The following is a 16,837-nucleotide window of genomic DNA, read 5'->3' as shown; positions in this document are numbered from 1 at the left end:
CGTCTACTGCTCCATCGCCGCCTTGACCTCTTGCCCGAGGTCGAGCACGGACATGGCGTAGTAGCTGCTCCAGTTGTAGCGCGTGATCACGTAGAAGTTGCGTGTGCCGGCCACGTAGCTCGGCGGCGCGTCGGCGCCGTTCTGCAGCTCGATCAGCGCGAGCAGGCCCTTGTGCCGGATGCCGTCGCCCTCGGGCACCGCGCCGGCGGCCACGAAGCTGTCGGTGCTGAAGGTCGGCAGGATGTCGGGCGCCATCAGCACCGCCTTCTGCAGCCGCGCTTCGTCGAAGTGCACCGGGTAGATGGCCGGCATGCCGGGCTTCCAGCCGAAGCCCTTGAAGTAGTTGGCGACCGAGCCGATCACGTCGGCCGGGTTGTTGACGAGGTCGACGCGCCCGTCGCCGTCGAAGTCGACCGCGTACTTGGCGATGCTGCTGGGCATGAACTGCGGCATGCCCATGGCGCCGGCGTAGCTGCCCAGCGGCGTGAGCGGGTCGTCGGCGGTGCGGCTCTCGGTGCTCAGGAAACTTTCGAGCTCGCCGCGGAAGAAGGCCTGGCGCTCGGCCGCGCGCGGGTGGCCGTCGGGAAAGTCGAAGGACAGCGTGGCCAGCGCGTCGATCACGCGGAAGCTGCCCATGTTGCGTCCATAGATGGTCTCCACGCCGATGATGCCGACGATGATTTCCGGCGGCACGCCGTAGACCTGCTCGGCGCGTGCCAGCGTGTCGGCGTTGGCGCGCCAGAAGCGCACGCCCGCCGCGATGCGCACCGGGTCGATGAAGCGGCTGCGGTAGGTCTGCCAGTTCTTCACGGTGCCGACCGGGCCGGGCAGCATGAGCCGAGGCACGTTGGGCAGGAAGCGCGCGCTGCCGATGGTGGCGCGCACCCAGTCGCGGTCAAGGCCGCGGCGCGCCGCCACCTCGTCGGCGAACTGCATGGCGTCGTCGCGCGTGGCGTACGGCGTGCTGCCGCGCACCGGGTTGACCGTGGCCGCGCGGCCGTTGGAGGACTTCTGTGCCAAAGCCCCCGTGGACCAGGCGCAGCAGGCGGCGAGGAGAGCGGCTGCCGCAGCGGCGCGCGACGGCGTGGGGAGAAAAAATCGCATGGGCCGATTGTGCCGCCCGCCCGCGCGGCGCCTGTTCGGGGACACAAGTGGTTTCAGCCGCGCGGGTCGGCGCTGGGCCAGGCGAGGCGGCGGAACTCGGCGCGCAAGGCGGACAGCGAGCCGGGCGTGGCTGCGGCGTAGCGCTGCGCCTCGAGCTTCAGCAGCCAGTCGCGCACGGCGTGCGCGGCGGGGCCGAAGCGCGCGTCTGCCGCCTGCGCCATCTGCCGCGGCGGGGCCGTCTCCGGCAATGGGAGGCCGGCCTTGGCGAGCCTTGCACGCGCCTGGTCCAGCAGGCGCAGCCAGGGGTCGTGGCGGCTGCGCTCCCACAGCGTCCATGCCGCGCCGGCCAGGCTCGCGCCGATCAGCAGGTAGAGCAGCACATAGGCCAGGTCCTCGAGGCTAGGCGCCTCGAAGCCGATGTTCTTCAGCAGGTTGAGCTGGCGGCTCTGGGTGTAGTTGAGCACCCACTGGTTCCAGCCGTTGTTGACGGCCTCCCAGGCGGCGCGGATGTTCTGCGCGAGCGTGGGGCTCATGGCGCCGATGGCGCCGGCGAACAGGCCGGGCTGCGGCACGAGCCGCTGCTGCTGGCCGATGCGCCCGGGCGAAACCGACGCCGTCGGGTCCACGCGCGTCCAGCCGGTGCCTTCCTGCCACACCTCGGCCCACGCATGGGCGTCGCTCTGGCGCACCACCCAGTACTTGTCGAGGCTGTTGAACTCGCCGCCCTGGTAGCCGGTGACGATGCGCGCCGGCACGCCCAGGTTGCGCATCAGCACCACGAAGGCCGAGGCGATGTGCTCGCAGAAGCCCTCCTTGCGGTCGAACCAGAACTCGTCGGCGGTGTCGTTGCCGTACACGCCGGGCTCCAGCGTGTAGGTGTAGCCGCCGGTGCGCAGGCGGCGCAATGCGGCCTGCACGAAGGCTTGCGCATCGGCGTGGGCCAGCGCGGGGTCGGCCCGCATGTCGGCGGCCAGCGCGGCGGTGCGCGGGTTGGCGCCCGGCGGCAGCGCCAGGTAGGCCTGCAGCTGGCCGCCGGTGCGCTTGAGCGGGCCGCTCGTGAATTGCGGGTAGCTCTCGGCGCGGTAGCGCACCAGGTCGTTGAGGGGGCGGTTCGCCAGCCATTGCAGGTCGGGCGTGCCGCTGACTTCGAAGCCGGGCGCATCGGGTGCCTTCTGGGCGGCGTCGAGCGTCAGCAGCCAGGGCCGGTTGCTGGCTTCGAGCGTGACCTCGTAGCGCACCGGCTCGCCGCTCACGCGCAGGTTGGGAGACCATTGCCCGCCGCGCGCCCACGACGGCAGCGCGGTCCATTCGCGGCCGTCGAACTGCGCGAGCACCGGGCCGCGAAAGTACAGCTGGCTTTGCGCGGGGGGGCGGTCGCCCTCGAACTTGATGCGCGCGGCGATGCTGTCGTCCAGCGCCAGCTCGGCGATGGTGCCCACGCGCATGGTGTTCGACAGGCCGGTGCGCCCCGTCATGGCGTCGCTCGGCGTGCCCCACAGCGGCGCGAATCGCGGGAACAGCAGGAACAGCGCCAGCATGATCGGCGCGCCGGCCAGCGCCATCCATCCGGCGGTGCGCGCGGCCCGCATCAGCGGCGGCCGCCCCACCGGCATGTGCGCATTGACCAGCGCCGTCAGCAGGCCCAGCAGTGCCAGCAGCATGGTGAAGGCGGTCAGCAGCGACTGCGAGTAGAAGAAGTTCGTGAGCATCGCGAAGAAGCCCAGGAAGAAGATCACGAAGGCGTCGCGCCTGGCGCGCAGCTCCAGCGTCTTCAGCGCCAGCAAAATCACCACCAGCGTCACGCCCGCGTCGCGGCCCAGCAGGGTGCGGTGCGTGGCGTAGGTGGCGCCCAGCGTCATCGCCAGCAGCGCGATGCGCCACCATTTGCCGGGCAGCGGCTGCGCCTGCACCGCGAGCATGCCGCGCCAGAACAGGACCATCGCGGTGATGGCGGTGCACCACCAGGGAAGGTTCTCGACCTGCGGCAGCACGATCAGCGCGATGACGGCCAGCAGGAACAGCGTGTCCCTCGCGTCCCGCGGCAAGGCGGCCAGCCGGGTCATGAGCTTGTTCATGCGTGCGCTTTCTTCAGCACAGGGCCAGGGCTTCGAGGCATGCGCGCTTGTGCGCTTCGCCCTGCGACGGTTTCACGACGCGGCCCGCCACGCGCATGCCGTAGTCCACGCCCAGGCGGTCGGCCATCAGCACCCAGGCGCACAGGCGCGAGATGCGGGCTTCGGGGTCGGCAATGCCGGTGTGCTGCGCATCGAGCCAAAGCTCCTCGCGCTGCGTTTGCTGCGTGTCGCGGCTGACGAGGTCTTCCGAGCCGGCGGCCTGCGCGCGGGCCGCCTTCTTCCAGACGACCAGCTTCAATGGATCGCCGCGCCGGTAGGCGCGCACGCCGTCGTACTCCCCGGCGCTGTGGGCGCGCAACGCCGCGGACATCGCGGCCGCGCCCGACAGCGGCTCGCCCGGCGGCAGCGGCGGCGGATGCGCTTCGGGTGTGGGGTACACCAGCATCTTCGCGGCCGGGCGCCACACCGTCCACACGCGAAAGGTGCCGAGCGGAAAGCGGGTCTCCGCCGTCAGCGGCGGCACCGCATGCAGGCCCCGCCGTTCGGGCTGGAAGGCGATCTCCACGGTCGACGTGCCTTCGGCCGGCACGTCGGTCCAGGCCCATTGCCCGCTGCCGCGCACCGCCATGCCGATGCCGTAGCGCACGCTGCGCCGCGTGTTGTGCAGCACCACGCGAAAGACCGCGGCGGCGCCCGCGTAGTGCGCCTCCGGCGCCACCATGTGCATCGCCAGCCCGCGCAGCGTGCCGTGGCACACGTGCATGCCCACGGCCACGCTGCCGGCCAGCAGGAAGGTCAGCAGGTAGCCCAGGTTGAGCTGGTAGTTGATGGATGCGACCAGCAGCACCAGCAATGTGGCCGCGAGCGTCCAGCCGGCCCGCGTGGGCACGATGTAGACGTTGCGCTGCGTCAGCTCCAGCGTGTCCGACGGCGGGCGGCGCGACAGGAACCAGCCGTCGATGCGCGAGCGGAGGTTCACGGCAAGGGCACGGCCGCGATCATGGCGCGCACCTGCTCGACCGCGCCGCGGCCCGCGTCGCCCACGGGCGTGAGGCGGTGGGCAATCGTCTGCGGCAGCACGGCCTGCACGTCGTCGGGCGCGACGTAGCTGCGGTTGGCCAGCAGCGCCTGCGCCTTGGCCGCGCGCAGCACCGCGATGCCGGCGCGCGGCGACAGTCCCTGCAGGAACCAGCGGCCCGAGCGGGTGGCGGCGATCAGGTCCTGCACGTAGTTGAGCAGCGCATCCGCCGCATGCACCTGCTGCACGCGCTGCTGCAGGGCGGTGAGTTCCTCGGCGGTCAGCAGGGCGGGCAGGGTGGCCAGCATTTCGCGGCGGTCGGCGCCCGCGAGCAGCAGGCGCTCGGCGGCGCGGTCGGGGTAGCCGAGCGAGATGCGCATCAGGAAGCGGTCGAGCTGCGACTCGGGCAGCGCGAAGGTGCCGAGCTGGTCCTGCGGGTTCTGCGTGGCGATCACGAAGAAGGGCGTGGGCAGCGGACGGGTTTCGCCTTCGACGGTCACCTGTTTTTCTTCCATCGCCTCGAGCAGCGCGCTTTGCGTCTTGGGGCTGGCGCGGTTGATTTCGTCGGCCAGCAGCACCTGCGCGAAGATCGGGCCGGGATGGAACACGAAGGACTGTTGCGCCCGGTCGTAGATGGCCACGCCCGACAGGTCGCCCGGCATCAGGTCGGCCGTGAACTGCACGCGCGAAAAATGCAGCCCGAAGGTGTGCGAAAGCGCGTGCGCCAGCGTGGTCTTGCCCACGCCCGGCACGTCCTCGATCAGCAGGTGGCCGCCCGCCAGCAGGCAGGCCACGCAGTCGCGCACCTGGGCCTCCTTGCCCACGATCACCGTGTTAAGCTGATTTAGCAATGTGGCTAGCTTTGCGGCGACGTCCATATTTGTATCCATATGCAAACGATACCGTAAGACGTGCTGGCCCCATGCCGCGTGAGGTCTGGACGTGGCGGCAGAGACACAGGGGCACGTGGCGATAGACACATGGGCAAGACCGGCTACTTCACACACCGCGATTTCTGGAAGCACGACATGGGCGAGGGGCATCCCGAGTGCCCCGGCCGGCTGGACGCCATCGAAGACCGCCTGCTGCTCACCGGCGTGGGCGATGCGCTCGAGCACTGCGAGGTGCCGCTGGCCACCCTGCAGCAGATCACCCGGGCGCACAGCGCGGCGCATGTGGAGAACCTCGAGGCCCTGCACCAGCGCCTGGTGGCCGACGAGCCCGCCGGCGGCCCCGACCACGCGCAGGTCGACCCCGACACCGTGCTCACCCGTTTCACCCTGCTGGCCGCGCGCCGCGCCGCCGGCGCCGCCATTGCCGCGACCGACGCCGTGATGGCCGGCGAGCTCGAGAACGCCTTCTGCTCCGTGCGCCCGCCCGGCCACCATGCGTGCCGCGAGCAGGCCATGGGCTTTTGCTTCTTCAACAACGTGGCCATTGCGGCGCGGCATGCGCTGGACGTGCACGGCCTGGAGCGCGTGGCCGTCGTCGACTTCGACGTGCACCATGGCAACGGCACAGAGAACATCCTGTCGAACGACCCGCGCGTGCTGATGGTCGGGTTCTTCCAGCACCCGTTCTATCCGTTCAGCGGCACCGAGCACCCTGCGTCGAACATGCTGAACATGCCCATTCCGGCCTACACCCGGGGCATGGACGTGCGCGAGATGATCGAGGCCGCCTGGATGCCGCGGCTCGAGGAATTCAAGCCGCAGATGGTCTTCATCAGCGCCGGCTTCGACGCACACCGCGAAGACGACCTGGGCCAGCTCGGGCTCAACGAGAACGACTTCGCCTGGATCACCGGCCGCGTGCACGACGTGGCCAGGCGCCATGCCAAGGGCCGCATCGTCTCGATGCTCGAAGGCGGCTACAACCTCGACGCCCTGGCGCGCAGCGTGGAAGCCCACATCCGCGTGCTGGCGGACCTTTAGCGCGACCGGCGCACGCGGGTGCGCTCCGATTTTTTCTTCATAGATGAATTTCAACGACTTCACCCAACGCCTGAGCCAGGTCGATGCGCGCGGCCTGGGCATCGAACTCGCTGCGCTGGTGGCCTGCGTGGCGCTGGCCTGGGCCCTGTGCAAATGGTTCGGGCGCGACCAGCCCAAGGACTCCATCTGGTTCGGCGAGCGCACCTTCGACGGCGTGCTGTTTCCGCTGCTGGCGCTGGTGCTCACCGAGGTCGCCCGGCGCGTGGTGATCGATTTCCAGACCGTGCTGGTGCTGCGCATCGCGGTGTCGGTGTTCCTGTCGCTGGCGGTCATCCGGCTGTTCGCGCGGGTGCTGCGCGCGGTGTTCCCTGCGTCCAACCTCGTGCGGCTGCTGGAGCGCACCATCTCCTGGCTGGCGTGGATTGCGGCGGTGCTGTGGATCGTGGGCCTGCTGCCGCCGGTGCTGGCCGAGCTCGACGACATCACGCTGGCCTTCGGCAAGACGCGCGTGAGCCTGCAGACCATCTTCCAGGGTGTGCTGTCGGCCGGGCTGGTGCTGGTGATCGCGCTGTGGATTGCCAGCACCATCGAGAAGCGCATCCTGCGCGAGGCCGTCACCGACCTGTCGATGCGCAAGGTGGCGTCGAATGCGGTGCGTGCCTTTCTGCTGCTGGTGGGGCTGCTGTTCGCGCTGTCGGCGGTGGGCGTGGACCTGACGGCGCTGTCGGTGCTGGGCGGCGCGCTCGGCGTGGGCCTGGGGTTCGGGCTGCAGAAGCTGGCCGCCAACTACGTGAGCGGCTTCGTGATCCTGCTGGAGCGCTCGATCCGCATCGGCGACAACGTGAAGGTCGACACCTTCGAGGGCCGCATCACCGACATCAAGACCCGCTACACCCTCATTCGCGCGGGCAACGGTCGCGAGGCCATCGTGCCGAACGAGTCGCTCATCACCAGCCGGGTGGAAAATCTGTCCCTGGCCGACCGCAAGTTCAACATCACGACGACCATCGTGGTCGGCTACGACAGCGACGTGTCGCAGGTGCAGGCCATCCTGTGCGAGGCCGCCAAGGCCCAGTCGCGCGTGATGACCGACCCGGAACCCGTGGCCTTCCTGATGAACTTCGCGCCCGACGGGCTGGAGTTCACGCTGAACTTCTGGGTGGCCGACCCCGACAAGGGCAAGGACAACCTGCGCTCGGCGATCAACATCGCCATCCTCGACGGGCTGCGCGCCGCGGGCATCGACATTCCCTATCCGCAGCGCGTGGTGCGTGTGGAATCGCTGCCCGCCGCCCCGGAGTCCGCGGCGTTGAATTCCGCCGACCGCTGATCGGGCGCCAGCTGGCGGCGGGCGTCAGTCCGGTCGCCTAGAGGCCTGCGCATCGGCCGCCGCACGCCCGTGCCAGCCGAGCCGCCGCGCGAGCGACTTCGAGCGCGGCACGTCGCGCAGCAGCGGCGGGATCGACAGCGCCAGCAGCAGCGCGGCAAAGGGCACGACGCAGACGAAGCCCACGTACTTGAACCCCAGCGCGCCCACCGCGCCGCCCAGCACGAACATGCACACCAGCCCGCCCGACCTGCGCAGCCGGGCGCGGTCATGGCGAACCGGCACCGGGGCCGGGGCGGTGCCCGCGCGCCGATTCCAGTAGAGCATCTTGCCCAGCTCGATCCCCACGTCGGTGATGTTGCCCGTCATGTGGGTCGTGCGGATGCTGCCTCCCGAAGTCTTCGACGCCACCGCGTTCTGCAGGCCCATGATGAAGGACAGCAGCAGCACGGTGAGCGGCACCGCGAAGGGCGTCGGCCACGTCAGCGTGATGGCGCCCATCAGCCCGAACGGGAACATGAGCGCGGCTTCCAGCAGCAGCGGCAGTGCGTACACGCCGTGCAGGCGATGCTGCCGGCTCCAGTTGACGAGCATCGCGCAGACGGCGGCCCCGCTCATGAACGCGAGGATGGCGCCCAGCGCATTCAGCAGCAGGGTGGCGTTGCCCAGCACCATGCCGTCGGCCAGCTGCGAGGCGAAGCCCGTCATGTGCGAGGTGTACATGTGCAGCACCAGGAAGCCGCCCGCATTGATGGCGCCGGCATTGAAGGCCAGCAGCAGGCCGAGCGCCAGGTTCGTCGACGGCGCGCGGTGGCGGTTGGTAAGAAAGCGAAGTCTGCGCATGGGCACCTCGAAGGCCGAAGCCGGCCGGCCTTCGGATTGTCAGCGCTGCGTCCAGCGCCAGTGCTCGATCTCCGGCATGTCCTTGCCGTGGCGCACGATGTAGGCCCGGTGCTCGAGCAGACGGTCGCGCAGGTGCTGTTGCACATGGCCGGCGGTGTCGCGGATGCGCGGCACGCGGTCTATGGCGTCGGCGGCCAGGTGGAAGCGGTCGAGCCGGTTGAGCACCGTCATGTCGAAGGGCGTGGTGGTGGTGCCTTCTTCCAGGTAGCCGTGCACGTGGAAGTTGCCGTGGTTGCGCCGCTTGTAGGTCAGCCGGTGGATCAGCGCGGGGTAGCCGTGGAAGGCGAAGATCACCGGCGCGTCGGTGCTGAAGATGGAGTCGAACACCGCGTCCTCCAGCCCGTGCGGATGGCCCGAGGGCGACTCCAGCGCCATCAGGTCGACCACGTTCACCACGCGCACCTTCAGGTCGGGCAGCAAGGTGCGCAGCAGGTCGACGGCGGCCATTGTCTCCAGCGTGGGCACGTCGCCCGCGCAGGCCATCACCACGTCGGGCGCCACGCCGTTGTCGTTGCTGGCCCAGTCCCAGATGCCCAGGCCCACCGTGCAGTGGCGCTCGGCCGCGGCCATGTCCAGCCACTGCGCCTCGGGCTGCTTGCCCGCCACGATCACGTTGACATAGTCGCGGCTGCGCAGGCAGTGGTCGGTGACGGACAGCAGCGTGTTGGCGTCGGGCGGCAGGTACACGCGCACCACCTCGGCCTTCTTGTTCACGACCTGGTCGATGAAGCCCGGGTCCTGGTGGCTGAAGCCGTTGTGGTCCTGGCGCCAGACGTGGCTGGTCAGCAGGTAGTTCAGCGACGCGATGGGGCGGCGCCATGGAATGTGGCGCGTCACCTTCAGCCACTTCGCATGCTGGTTGAACATCGAGTCGACGATGTGGATGAAGGCCTCGTAGCACGAGAAAAAGCCATGGCGCCCCGTCAGCAGGTAGCCCTCGAGCCAGCCCTGGCACAGGTGCTCGCTGAGCACCTCCATCACGCGGCCGTCGGGCGCGACGTGGTCGTCGCCCGGCAGGATCTCGGCGGTGGAGGTGCGGTTGCTCACATCGAACACCGCACCCAGGCGGTTGGACGCGGTCTCGTCGGGACCCATGAGGCGGAAGTTGCTGTCCGCCGCGTTGAGCCGCATCACGTCGCGCAGGAACTCGCCCATGACGCGCGTGGCCTCGGCGTCCACCGCGCCGGGCTTCGCCACCGCCACGGCGTAGTCGCGGAAGTCGGGCAGCTTGAGGTTCTTCAGCAGCAGGCCGCCGTTGGCATGTGGGTTCGCGCCCATGCGGCGCGTGCCCTTCGGCGCCAGCGCAGCGATGTCGGCGCGCAGTGCGCCGTCGGCATCGAACAGCTCCTCGGGCCGGTAGCTCTGCATCCATTGCTGCAGCAGGGCGATGTGCCCGGGCTTGTCGGCAAAGCCGGTCAGCGGCACCTGGTGCGCGCGCTGCGTGCCCTCGATGGGCACCCCGTCCACCGTTTTCGGACCGGTCCAGCCCTTGGGCGAGCGCAGCACGATCATGGGCCAGCGGTGTCGGCGGCTGAAGCCGTCCGATCGCGCCTCCACCTGGATGGCGCGGATGGCGTCGAGCGACGCGTCCAGCGCGGCCGCCATCTGCCCGTGCATCGGCATGGGGTCATGGCCCGACACGAAGCGCGGCTCGTAGCCGTAGCCGCGCAACAGCTGCGTGAGCTGTTCGTCGCCGATGCGCGCGAGCACCGTGGGTCCGGCGATCTTGTAGCCATTCAGGTGAAGGATCGGCAGCACCGCGCCGTCGCATGCGGGGTTGAGGAACTTGTTCGAATGCCAGCTGGCCGCGAGCGCGCCGGTCTCGGCCTCGCCGTCGCCGATGACGCAGCAGGCCAGCAGGTCGGGGTTGTCGAACACCGCGCCGTGCGCGTGCAGCAGCGAATAGCCTAGCTCGCCGCCTTCGTGGATCGACCCCGGCGTCTCGGGCGACACGTGGCTCGGGATGCCGCCGGGGAACGAGAACTGCGTGAAGAGGCGCTTGAGGCCTTCCGCGTCGCGCGAGATGTGCGGATACACCTCGCTGTAGGTGCCTTCGAGGTACGTGCTGGCCACCACACCCGGCCCGCCGTGGCCCGGACCGGCGATGAAGATCGCATCGAGGTCGCGAGCATTGATGGCCCGGTTCATGTGCGCATAGATGAAGTTCAGGCCCGGCGTGGTGCCCCAGTGGCCCAGCAGGCGCGGCTTGATGTGTTCCAGCGCCAGCGGCTCGCGCAGCAGCGGGTTGCCCATCAGGTAGATCTGGCCCACCGAGAGGTAGTTGGCGGCGCGCCACCAGGCATCGAGCAGGGTGAAGTCTTCCAGGGGCGGGTGAACGGCGGGGTTGGGCATGCGTAGGGCTCCGGTCAGGGCGTGCGGGCGCCTGCGATGGCAGGCGTTGTCTTGAGCGCGACTGTGCGCGCACGGTGTGTGCTGGTCTGTTCGACGTCGCACAGACGAGGCACCAGGGGCAAGACCTGTCGCATCTTGTCGGCGTGAGTGGCTTCGCCATGCACTTCGTCTTGGTGGGGCAGCGCACGGACGCTCGCGGCGATTGGGCGCACCGTTGCAGGTCAACAGCTCTTCTTCTGCAATCCAGCGGTGCCGTCGTCGCATCGCGTTCCCGAGGGTATTCACATGTCGCTATTCCACGCCGTTGTCTGGGCCGACCATCACAGCGCCCAGATCCTGCAGTTCGACGCCACCCAGGTGCTGGAAAAGCAGGTGAAGTCGCATGTCCACTACACCCGTCAGCATGGCAGCCAGGTGCGCAGCGAGCATGAGTTCTTCGGTGACGTCTGCGACGCGCTGGCAGGCGTCACGCAGGTGCTCATCGCGGGTTCGCACACGGTGCAAACCGACTTTCGCCACTACGTCGAGAGGCACCGCCCCGACGTGGGCAACCAAATCGTCGGCTGGCAGACGCTGGACCATCCGACCACCAATGAACTGGTTGCCCTGGCGCGGCGCTATTTCTCCACCCACGAGGGAATGGCAGCGCCCATGAAAGCAAATTGAATATCCAGGCCTTCGAAGTTTCCACTTCAAGGCGCCTTGAAGGCGCTGTTCACTTCAGCAATTCGGCGGTCACCACCTTGGTGGCCTTGAAGTCCTCGTGGTACTCGTCAAGCACGCGGCGCGTGAACCTGCCGACCGCCGCATATTCGGCGTCGGTGAGGTTGGCCAGTGAGACGCGTGCGGACATGTCGATCACCTCGAAGCCCTTGCCCGGCAGCAGCACCACACCGGTTTCTTCGGCGAGTCGAAAGAGAAAGTCGATGCCGAGCTCGCGCTTGACGAACCAGCCCTCGAAGTCGAGCCCGTAGAGCTTGCAGCCGAGCTCCTGCAGGTCGATGAGGGTGTAGTAGTTGACGTCGTTGGCCGTGCGGTCGACCGGAACGCCCATGCTCCGGTAGAGCGTTTGATGCCGCTGGCGAATGAGCAGCTTGGCGGCCTCCTTGTAGTGGCCCTGGCGGTCCATCAGGCCGTTCAGTGCGAACAGCGCCATCTGCAGTTGCTGCGGCACCGACAGGCCGGCGGTGTGGTTCAGTGCCACAGCGCGGCTGTCGGCCACCAGCCGGTCGATGAAAAGCAGCTTGCGCGGTTCGGTGGTCAGCGTCGCGTAGCGCGTGTCGAGCAGCAGCTTCGACGCTTCCGGCAGCGCGGCCAGCGCGGCGTCCAGCACGTTGTCGTGGTGCAGCGCGATGGCACCCAGGCGCCAGCCCGTGGCGCCGAAGAACTTGGAGAACGAATACACGCACAAGGTGTTGCGCGGGCACTTGGCAAACAGCGAGACGAAGTCGTCGGCGAAGGTGCCGTAGACGTCGTCCGTCACGATCAGCAGGTCGCTGCGTTGCGTGGAGACCAGCGTTGCGATCTTGTCGAGCATCCGGTCGGAGAGCTTGGAAGAGGGTGGGTTGCTCGGGTTCACGAGAAAGAAGATCTTGATGGCCGGGTCCAGCAGCTTGCCGATCTCTTCGTCGGGAAACTGCCAGTCGGCGTGGCCGTCCATTCGCACGTCGACGACTTCGAGGCCGTATTCGGCCAGCAGCGGTATCTCGAGGTAGGGGGAGAAGATCGGCGTGCCGATGGCGATCTTGTCGCCCGGCTTCATCAGCTTGTTGGCCAGCAGGCTCTGGAAGATGTAGGCCATGGCGGCGGTGCCGCCCTCGGTGGGAAACACCGAGAAGCTGCCGTCCGATTTCATCGGGCCGAACATCTCCTGCGCCAGGTAGGCCTTGACGATCGTCTCGGTGTGCGCCAGCGCGCGCGGCGGTGTCGGGTAGTTGCAGCCCAGGAAGGCCGAGGTCATCTCGAACAGGAAGGCATCGCGGTCCAGGCCCAGCCGGTCCTTCACGTACGAGATGGCCGAGCGCAGGAACTTGATGCCGTCGCTGTCGTTGCGGCTCGAGGCATAGGCCTCGAAGCGCTGCACGATGCCCTGCAGCTCCGGCAGGCCGCCGAAGCCGCTGTCCAGGTAGGAGTAACTGCGCTCTGCTTCGAGCATCGAGAACTCTCCCAGGCTCAGGAAGGCCCAGCGCGGCAAGGTCGCAAGGAAGTTGGGATTGCCGCGCCCGGCATTGAGCATCAGGCGCTGGGCGTCCGACGATGCCCGCTGGATGAGCTGGTCTTTCAGTTCGAAGGGGCTCAGGTCGTCGAATTGGCTGAAGTCTTTTTCGGGGGTCATGGTGTACCAGGGTGAGGTCAGGGAGCCGCGTTCCTGGTGACCAGACCGACGATGATCGGGCCCCAGAGCGTCAGGAAAACATTCGCAACGGCATACGTCACGGTGAAGGAAACGACCGGCGTGGCATTGCCGGCCTTGGCGAGCAGCGCCGCGAATGCCGGGTTGGCGCTGCGGCCGCCCGCGACGCAGGCCAGCGCTTCGATCGGGTTGCGAATGCGCAGCACGTAGTACGAGAAGTAGAAGGTGACGATCTGTGGGATCAGCGTCACGCCGAACCCGAGGAACAGCAGGGTCAGCCCGTATTTCTGGATGGCGACCAGTGCCTGCGGCCCGGCGGTGATGCCCACAATGCCCACGAACACGGCCAGGCCGAAGTCGCGAAGAAAATTCGAGGCGCCCAGCGGCAGGGCCGCAAACCTCGGGTGAACGCTGCGCAGCCAGCCGAACATCAGCCCCGACAGCAGGCAGCCGCCGCCGCTGCCGATGGAGATCGGCACGCCCCACAGCTTGAACTCGATCAAGCCGATCAGGATGCCCACCGCCATGCCGATGCCGAAGAAGATGAAGTCCGTCACGGCCGCGGCGCCGATGCGGTAGCCGATCTTCGGCTCGACCCGGTCGAGGTCTTGCGGGCGGCCGATGAAATGCAGTTCGTCGCCGCTCTTGAGCAACAGCTTGTCGAGCAGGGGCAATGCATGCCCCATGCGCTTGACCTGCGTCAGGAACACGCCGTGGCGGGTCTCGATGCGGGTGTGGTCGTGGATGTCGCCCACTTCCCGGCCGCTGAGGGCCCGGCTCGTCAGGATGATGTCGCGCTCCTCCTCGACGATCGAATAGCCGTCGGGTGCCGGCGCCTCGTGCCCGAACAAGGCGAGCGCGGGCCCCATCACCGCCACCTTGCCGCTCACCGCGACGATGTCGCCCGCCAGGATCGCCGTGGCATCGGTGATCTCCAGCGTCTTGCCGTCGCGCACGACGGCCTCCACAGCGGCGTCGGACAGCGTGGTGTTCAGCTGGAGCGTGGTCCGCCCGACGGCGGTGCCCTGTGGCGTGGCCAGGTAGAAGCGCGTGACGATGCTTCGAACCGCATCGAACTGGCCGGGGTCAAGCTCGGCGCGGCCGCCCGACAGGGTCTTGGCGAGCTTGACCGCTTCCTGCCGGATGTCCCACTTCATCACGGCCGGGAAGAACCAGGTGACCAGGATGATGGGCCCGAGCGAGCCGAAGATGTAGCAGACCGCGTAGCCGACGGCCACGTTGGTCTGCATGGTCTTGACCAGCTCCGGGGACAGGCCGAGCTTGGCGATGGCGTCTCCCGCCGTGCCGATGATGGCCGACTGGGTCAGACCGCCCGCGGCGAGGCCGGCGGCCATGCCGCGGTCCAGGCCGAACATCCATGCGGCCGCCAGCACGCACAACAAGCCGGTGAGGCACATGATGAAAGCCGACGCCAGCTGGTTGAGCGAACGACGGTTCAGTGCATGGAAGAACTGCGGACCGCCCTGGAAGCCGACGGCGTAGATGAACAGCGCGAAGAAGATCGCCTTGATGCCGTCGTCCAGGTGAATCCCGAACTGCCCGATGAGCACGCCGACCAGCAGCGTGCCCGCCACCCCGCCGAGCACGAACTTGCCGATCTTGATCTTTCCGACCAGATAGCCGAGCGCGATGGTGACGAAGAGTGCGACCAGCGGGGAACTGGTGAAGAGATGGCCGATCACCGCAGCATCGCCTTTGCGGCGTTGAACAGCGGGTCGGGCGTTCCGCGGGCGTCGAGACTGCCACCGCCGTGGCGGGCTTCCGCCAGCACCTCGATCAGAGGGGTGGCCTCGAGATATTTTTCCTCTGGGCCTGTGATGCGACAGGCGTCGCGTTTTTCTTCTTCAAATGTCATGGGGGATGCCTTGTGCAGATCGGCCCCGACCATGCGCCCCGATGAGCGGTGCGTCCGTACGCTGGCGCACCGAAGATGTTCCGCCGGATGGGGTCCAGCCGACGGGATCAGCCGAAGTTGCTGTGGGGTGCGGGTGCCTTCTTGCCCGACCTCCGGGTCGCCATTGGTCGGCAAGCCGCATGGTTGTGGAATTTCACGCGCCGGACGGCTGACCCAGAAGCTCGGCATAGGCACGACGGTCAGCGTCGTAGCAGGTGCATGCGGCCTCTTCGAGCCCGCTGCGGTTCAGCACATGGACCTCTCCGCGGTGGTATTCGATCAGCCCCTCGCGTTGCAATGCGCTCGCCGCATTGGTGACGCCCACCCTTCGAACCCCGAGCATGTACGCAAGGAACTCCTGCGTCACATGGAAGGTCTCGGCCCGCGCCCGGTCCCCACTCATCAGCAGCCACCGGGCCAACCGGGCATTGACCAGGTGGAAGCGCTGGCATGCGGCCGAGTGGGCCAGTTGAAGCATCAGCACATAGATGTAGCGCTTGAGCAGGCGTTGAAGTGCGGGGCTCCGTTCCATCTCATGGGCAAAGGCGTCTGTACCGACGCGCAATGCGACGCCGGGCCCTTGAACCAGTGCGTGCAGCGGCGCGGTGGGAACATCCAGCGCGAGTTGCGCGCCCAGCATGCCTTCGCGGCCGATCATGCCCACTTCCACACCCGTACTTCCCTCGACCTTCGCCACCAGCGAGATGAATCCTTCGGTCGGAAAGTACACATGGCGGGTGAGGGCGCCAGGTTCGCAAAGAACCTCCGCCAGGTCCAGCTGTACCGGCTCACAGGCCGCGACAAGGCGTTCGCGATCCCTGGCCGGAAGCAACTGGATGAGGTGATTTTCGTTCGATGGCATATGTGGGGCTCCGCAGGCTGCAAGGCCTTGAGTTGCAGCCTGCACGTGTCGGTGTCATTCGACTGTCTGTCAGCGCACATAGATGGAAGAGAGGCGGGAGCTCCAGATACGGCTTCGCCCGAGGCGGTCGATGGCGGGCTGAAATGGCGCACGCGGATCCATCGGCATCAAAAAGATCAAACGGGGTCGACGCGGCGATAGCTGTCCGCCCGGCAAGGCCGAGCCTGTGCGCAGGCGCCTGGTTCGCGCTGGATGGCAGCGAGAGGGTGTTTACGGTCGGCAAGGTGTGCCAATATCGTTACCAGTCGGCATTGCCCCACGCCCCCGACGCTGCTTTATAATCGAAGAAAAGCACGATCGTTCTTTTTATCGGCATCGCTGTTGTCGAGAAGAGCGCGAAGGCTGCAAAGGTCGCGTCCTAGAATGACCGGTTGCCCTCAAAAGCCCCCTTTTTGCAATCCAATGGAGTCAAGTCAATGAAGGTTCTTGTACCTGTCAAACGGGTCGTCGACTACAACGTCAAAGTGCGCGTGAAGAGCGACGGCACCGGGGTGGACATTGCCAACGTGAAGATGAGCATGAACCCGTTCGACGAGATCGCGGTCGAAGAGGCGGTGCGCCTGAAGGAAAAGGGCATCGTGACCGAAGTCATCGCCGTGTCCTGCGGCGACGCGAAGTGCCAGGAAACCCTGCGCACCGCGATGGCCATCGGCGCGGACCGCGGCATCCTGGTCGAGACCACCGAAGAGCTGCAGCCGCTGGCCGTGGCCAAGCTGCTCAAGGCGCTGGTCGACAAGGAACAGCCCTCGCTGATCATCCTGGGCAAGCAGGCCATCGACGACGATGCCAACCAGACCGGCCAGATGCTGGCTGCGCTGGCCGACCTGCCGCAAGCCACCTTCGCCTCGAAGGTCGACCTGGCCGCCGACAAGGTCACCGTGTCGCGCGAAGTCGACGGCGGCATGGAAACGCTGACCCTCACGCTGCCGGCCGT

14 protein-coding genes are annotated in these 16,837 nt (G+C 67.7%); 4 read left to right on the top strand and 10 right to left on the bottom strand.

The window, feature by feature from the left end:
* Positions 1–3 precede the first annotated feature (3 nt).
* From mltB to AC1DJH_RS27420, 4 genes are read right to left on the bottom strand one after another with little or no spacing between them, the layout of a single operon-like run.
* Positions 4–1,104, bottom strand: coding sequence for a lytic murein transglycosylase B (gene mltB / locus AC1DJH_RS27435; RefSeq protein WP_472118178.1), 1,101 nt, complete (start codon positions 1,102–1,104; stop codon positions 4–6).
* 53 nt (positions 1,105–1,157) lie between these two features.
* Positions 1,158–3,179 (bottom strand): transglutaminase TgpA family protein, encoded by a 2,022-nt coding sequence (locus tag AC1DJH_RS27430; RefSeq protein WP_472118175.1) that lies wholly within the window; start codon positions 3,177–3,179, stop codon positions 1,158–1,160.
* Positions 3,180–3,192: 13 nt separating this feature from the next.
* Positions 3,193–4,158, bottom strand: coding sequence for a DUF58 domain-containing protein (locus tag AC1DJH_RS27425; RefSeq protein ID WP_472118172.1), 966 nt, complete (start codon positions 4,156–4,158; stop codon positions 3,193–3,195).
* Complete coding sequence (locus tag AC1DJH_RS27420) at positions 4,155–5,075, bottom strand: AAA family ATPase (protein WP_472118169.1); 921 nt, start codon at positions 5,073–5,075, stop codon at positions 4,155–4,157. The genes AC1DJH_RS27425 and AC1DJH_RS27420 overlap by 4 nt, the downstream gene beginning before the upstream one ends.
* Positions 5,076–5,177: 102 nt before the next feature.
* Here AC1DJH_RS27420 and AC1DJH_RS27415 point away from each other — a divergent pair, with 102 nt between their 5' ends.
* Positions 5,178–6,131: a histone deacetylase family protein gene (locus tag AC1DJH_RS27415; protein ID WP_478187885.1), complete on the top strand. Its 954-nt coding sequence runs from the start codon at positions 5,178–5,180 to the stop codon at positions 6,129–6,131.
* Between the two features lie 43 nt (positions 6,132–6,174).
* The gene (locus tag AC1DJH_RS27410) at positions 6,175–7,461 is read left to right on the top strand and encodes a mechanosensitive ion channel family protein (RefSeq protein WP_472118162.1); all 1,287 of its coding nucleotides are present in this window, start codon (positions 6,175–6,177) and stop codon (positions 7,459–7,461) included.
* A gap of 24 nt (positions 7,462–7,485) precedes the next feature.
* Here the strand turns inward: AC1DJH_RS27410 and AC1DJH_RS27405 are convergent, their stop codons facing one another.
* Both AC1DJH_RS27405 and AC1DJH_RS27400 read right to left on the bottom strand, forming a co-directional pair.
* Positions 7,486–8,301, bottom strand: a complete 816-nt coding sequence (locus AC1DJH_RS27405) for a YoaK family protein (RefSeq protein WP_472118159.1) — start codon at positions 8,299–8,301, stop codon at positions 7,486–7,488.
* A gap of 39 nt (positions 8,302–8,340) precedes the next feature.
* The gene (locus AC1DJH_RS27400) at positions 8,341–10,713 is read right to left on the bottom strand and encodes a phosphoketolase family protein (RefSeq protein WP_472118156.1); all 2,373 of its coding nucleotides are present in this window, start codon (positions 10,711–10,713) and stop codon (positions 8,341–8,343) included.
* A gap of 285 nt (positions 10,714–10,998) precedes the next feature.
* Here AC1DJH_RS27400 and AC1DJH_RS27395 point away from each other — a divergent pair, with 285 nt between their 5' ends.
* Entirely contained in the window at positions 10,999–11,379 is a 381-nt protein-coding gene (locus AC1DJH_RS27395; protein WP_472118153.1) for a hypothetical protein, read from the top strand.
* A gap of 49 nt (positions 11,380–11,428) precedes the next feature.
* On the opposite strand, the gene AC1DJH_RS27390 is transcribed toward AC1DJH_RS27395, so the two are convergent.
* The 4 genes from AC1DJH_RS27390 to AC1DJH_RS27375 form a co-directional block, all read right to left on the bottom strand.
* Positions 11,429–13,048 (bottom strand): bifunctional aspartate transaminase/aspartate 4-decarboxylase, encoded by a 1,620-nt coding sequence (locus tag AC1DJH_RS27390; protein WP_472118150.1) that lies wholly within the window; start codon positions 13,046–13,048, stop codon positions 11,429–11,431.
* A gap of 17 nt (positions 13,049–13,065) precedes the next feature.
* Positions 13,066–14,769 carry an aspartate-alanine antiporter gene (gene aspT, locus AC1DJH_RS27385; RefSeq protein WP_472118147.1) on the bottom strand — a complete coding sequence of 568 codons (1,704 nt, stop codon included), beginning with the start codon at positions 14,767–14,769 and terminating at the stop codon, positions 13,066–13,068.
* Positions 14,766–14,942, bottom strand: coding sequence for a hypothetical protein (locus AC1DJH_RS27380; protein ID WP_472118144.1), 177 nt, complete (start codon positions 14,940–14,942; stop codon positions 14,766–14,768). Before AC1DJH_RS27380 ends, aspT begins: the two co-directional genes overlap by 4 nt.
* Before the next feature lie 193 nt (positions 14,943–15,135).
* Positions 15,136–15,843, bottom strand: coding sequence for a Crp/Fnr family transcriptional regulator (locus AC1DJH_RS27375; RefSeq protein WP_472118141.1), 708 nt, complete (start codon positions 15,841–15,843; stop codon positions 15,136–15,138).
* A 476-nt stretch (positions 15,844–16,319) separates the two neighbouring features.
* Between AC1DJH_RS27375 and AC1DJH_RS27370 the strand changes: the two genes are divergently transcribed.
* On the top strand, positions 16,320–16,837 hold a 518-nt coding region (locus tag AC1DJH_RS27370), incomplete at its 3' end, for an electron transfer flavoprotein subunit beta/FixA family protein (protein WP_478187884.1).

This window comes from Variovorax sp. 10N412 (assembly GCF_056394985.1).
The sequence above is the reverse complement of the archived record's forward strand: the minus strand, read 5'-3'. Positions and strand labels throughout refer to the sequence as shown.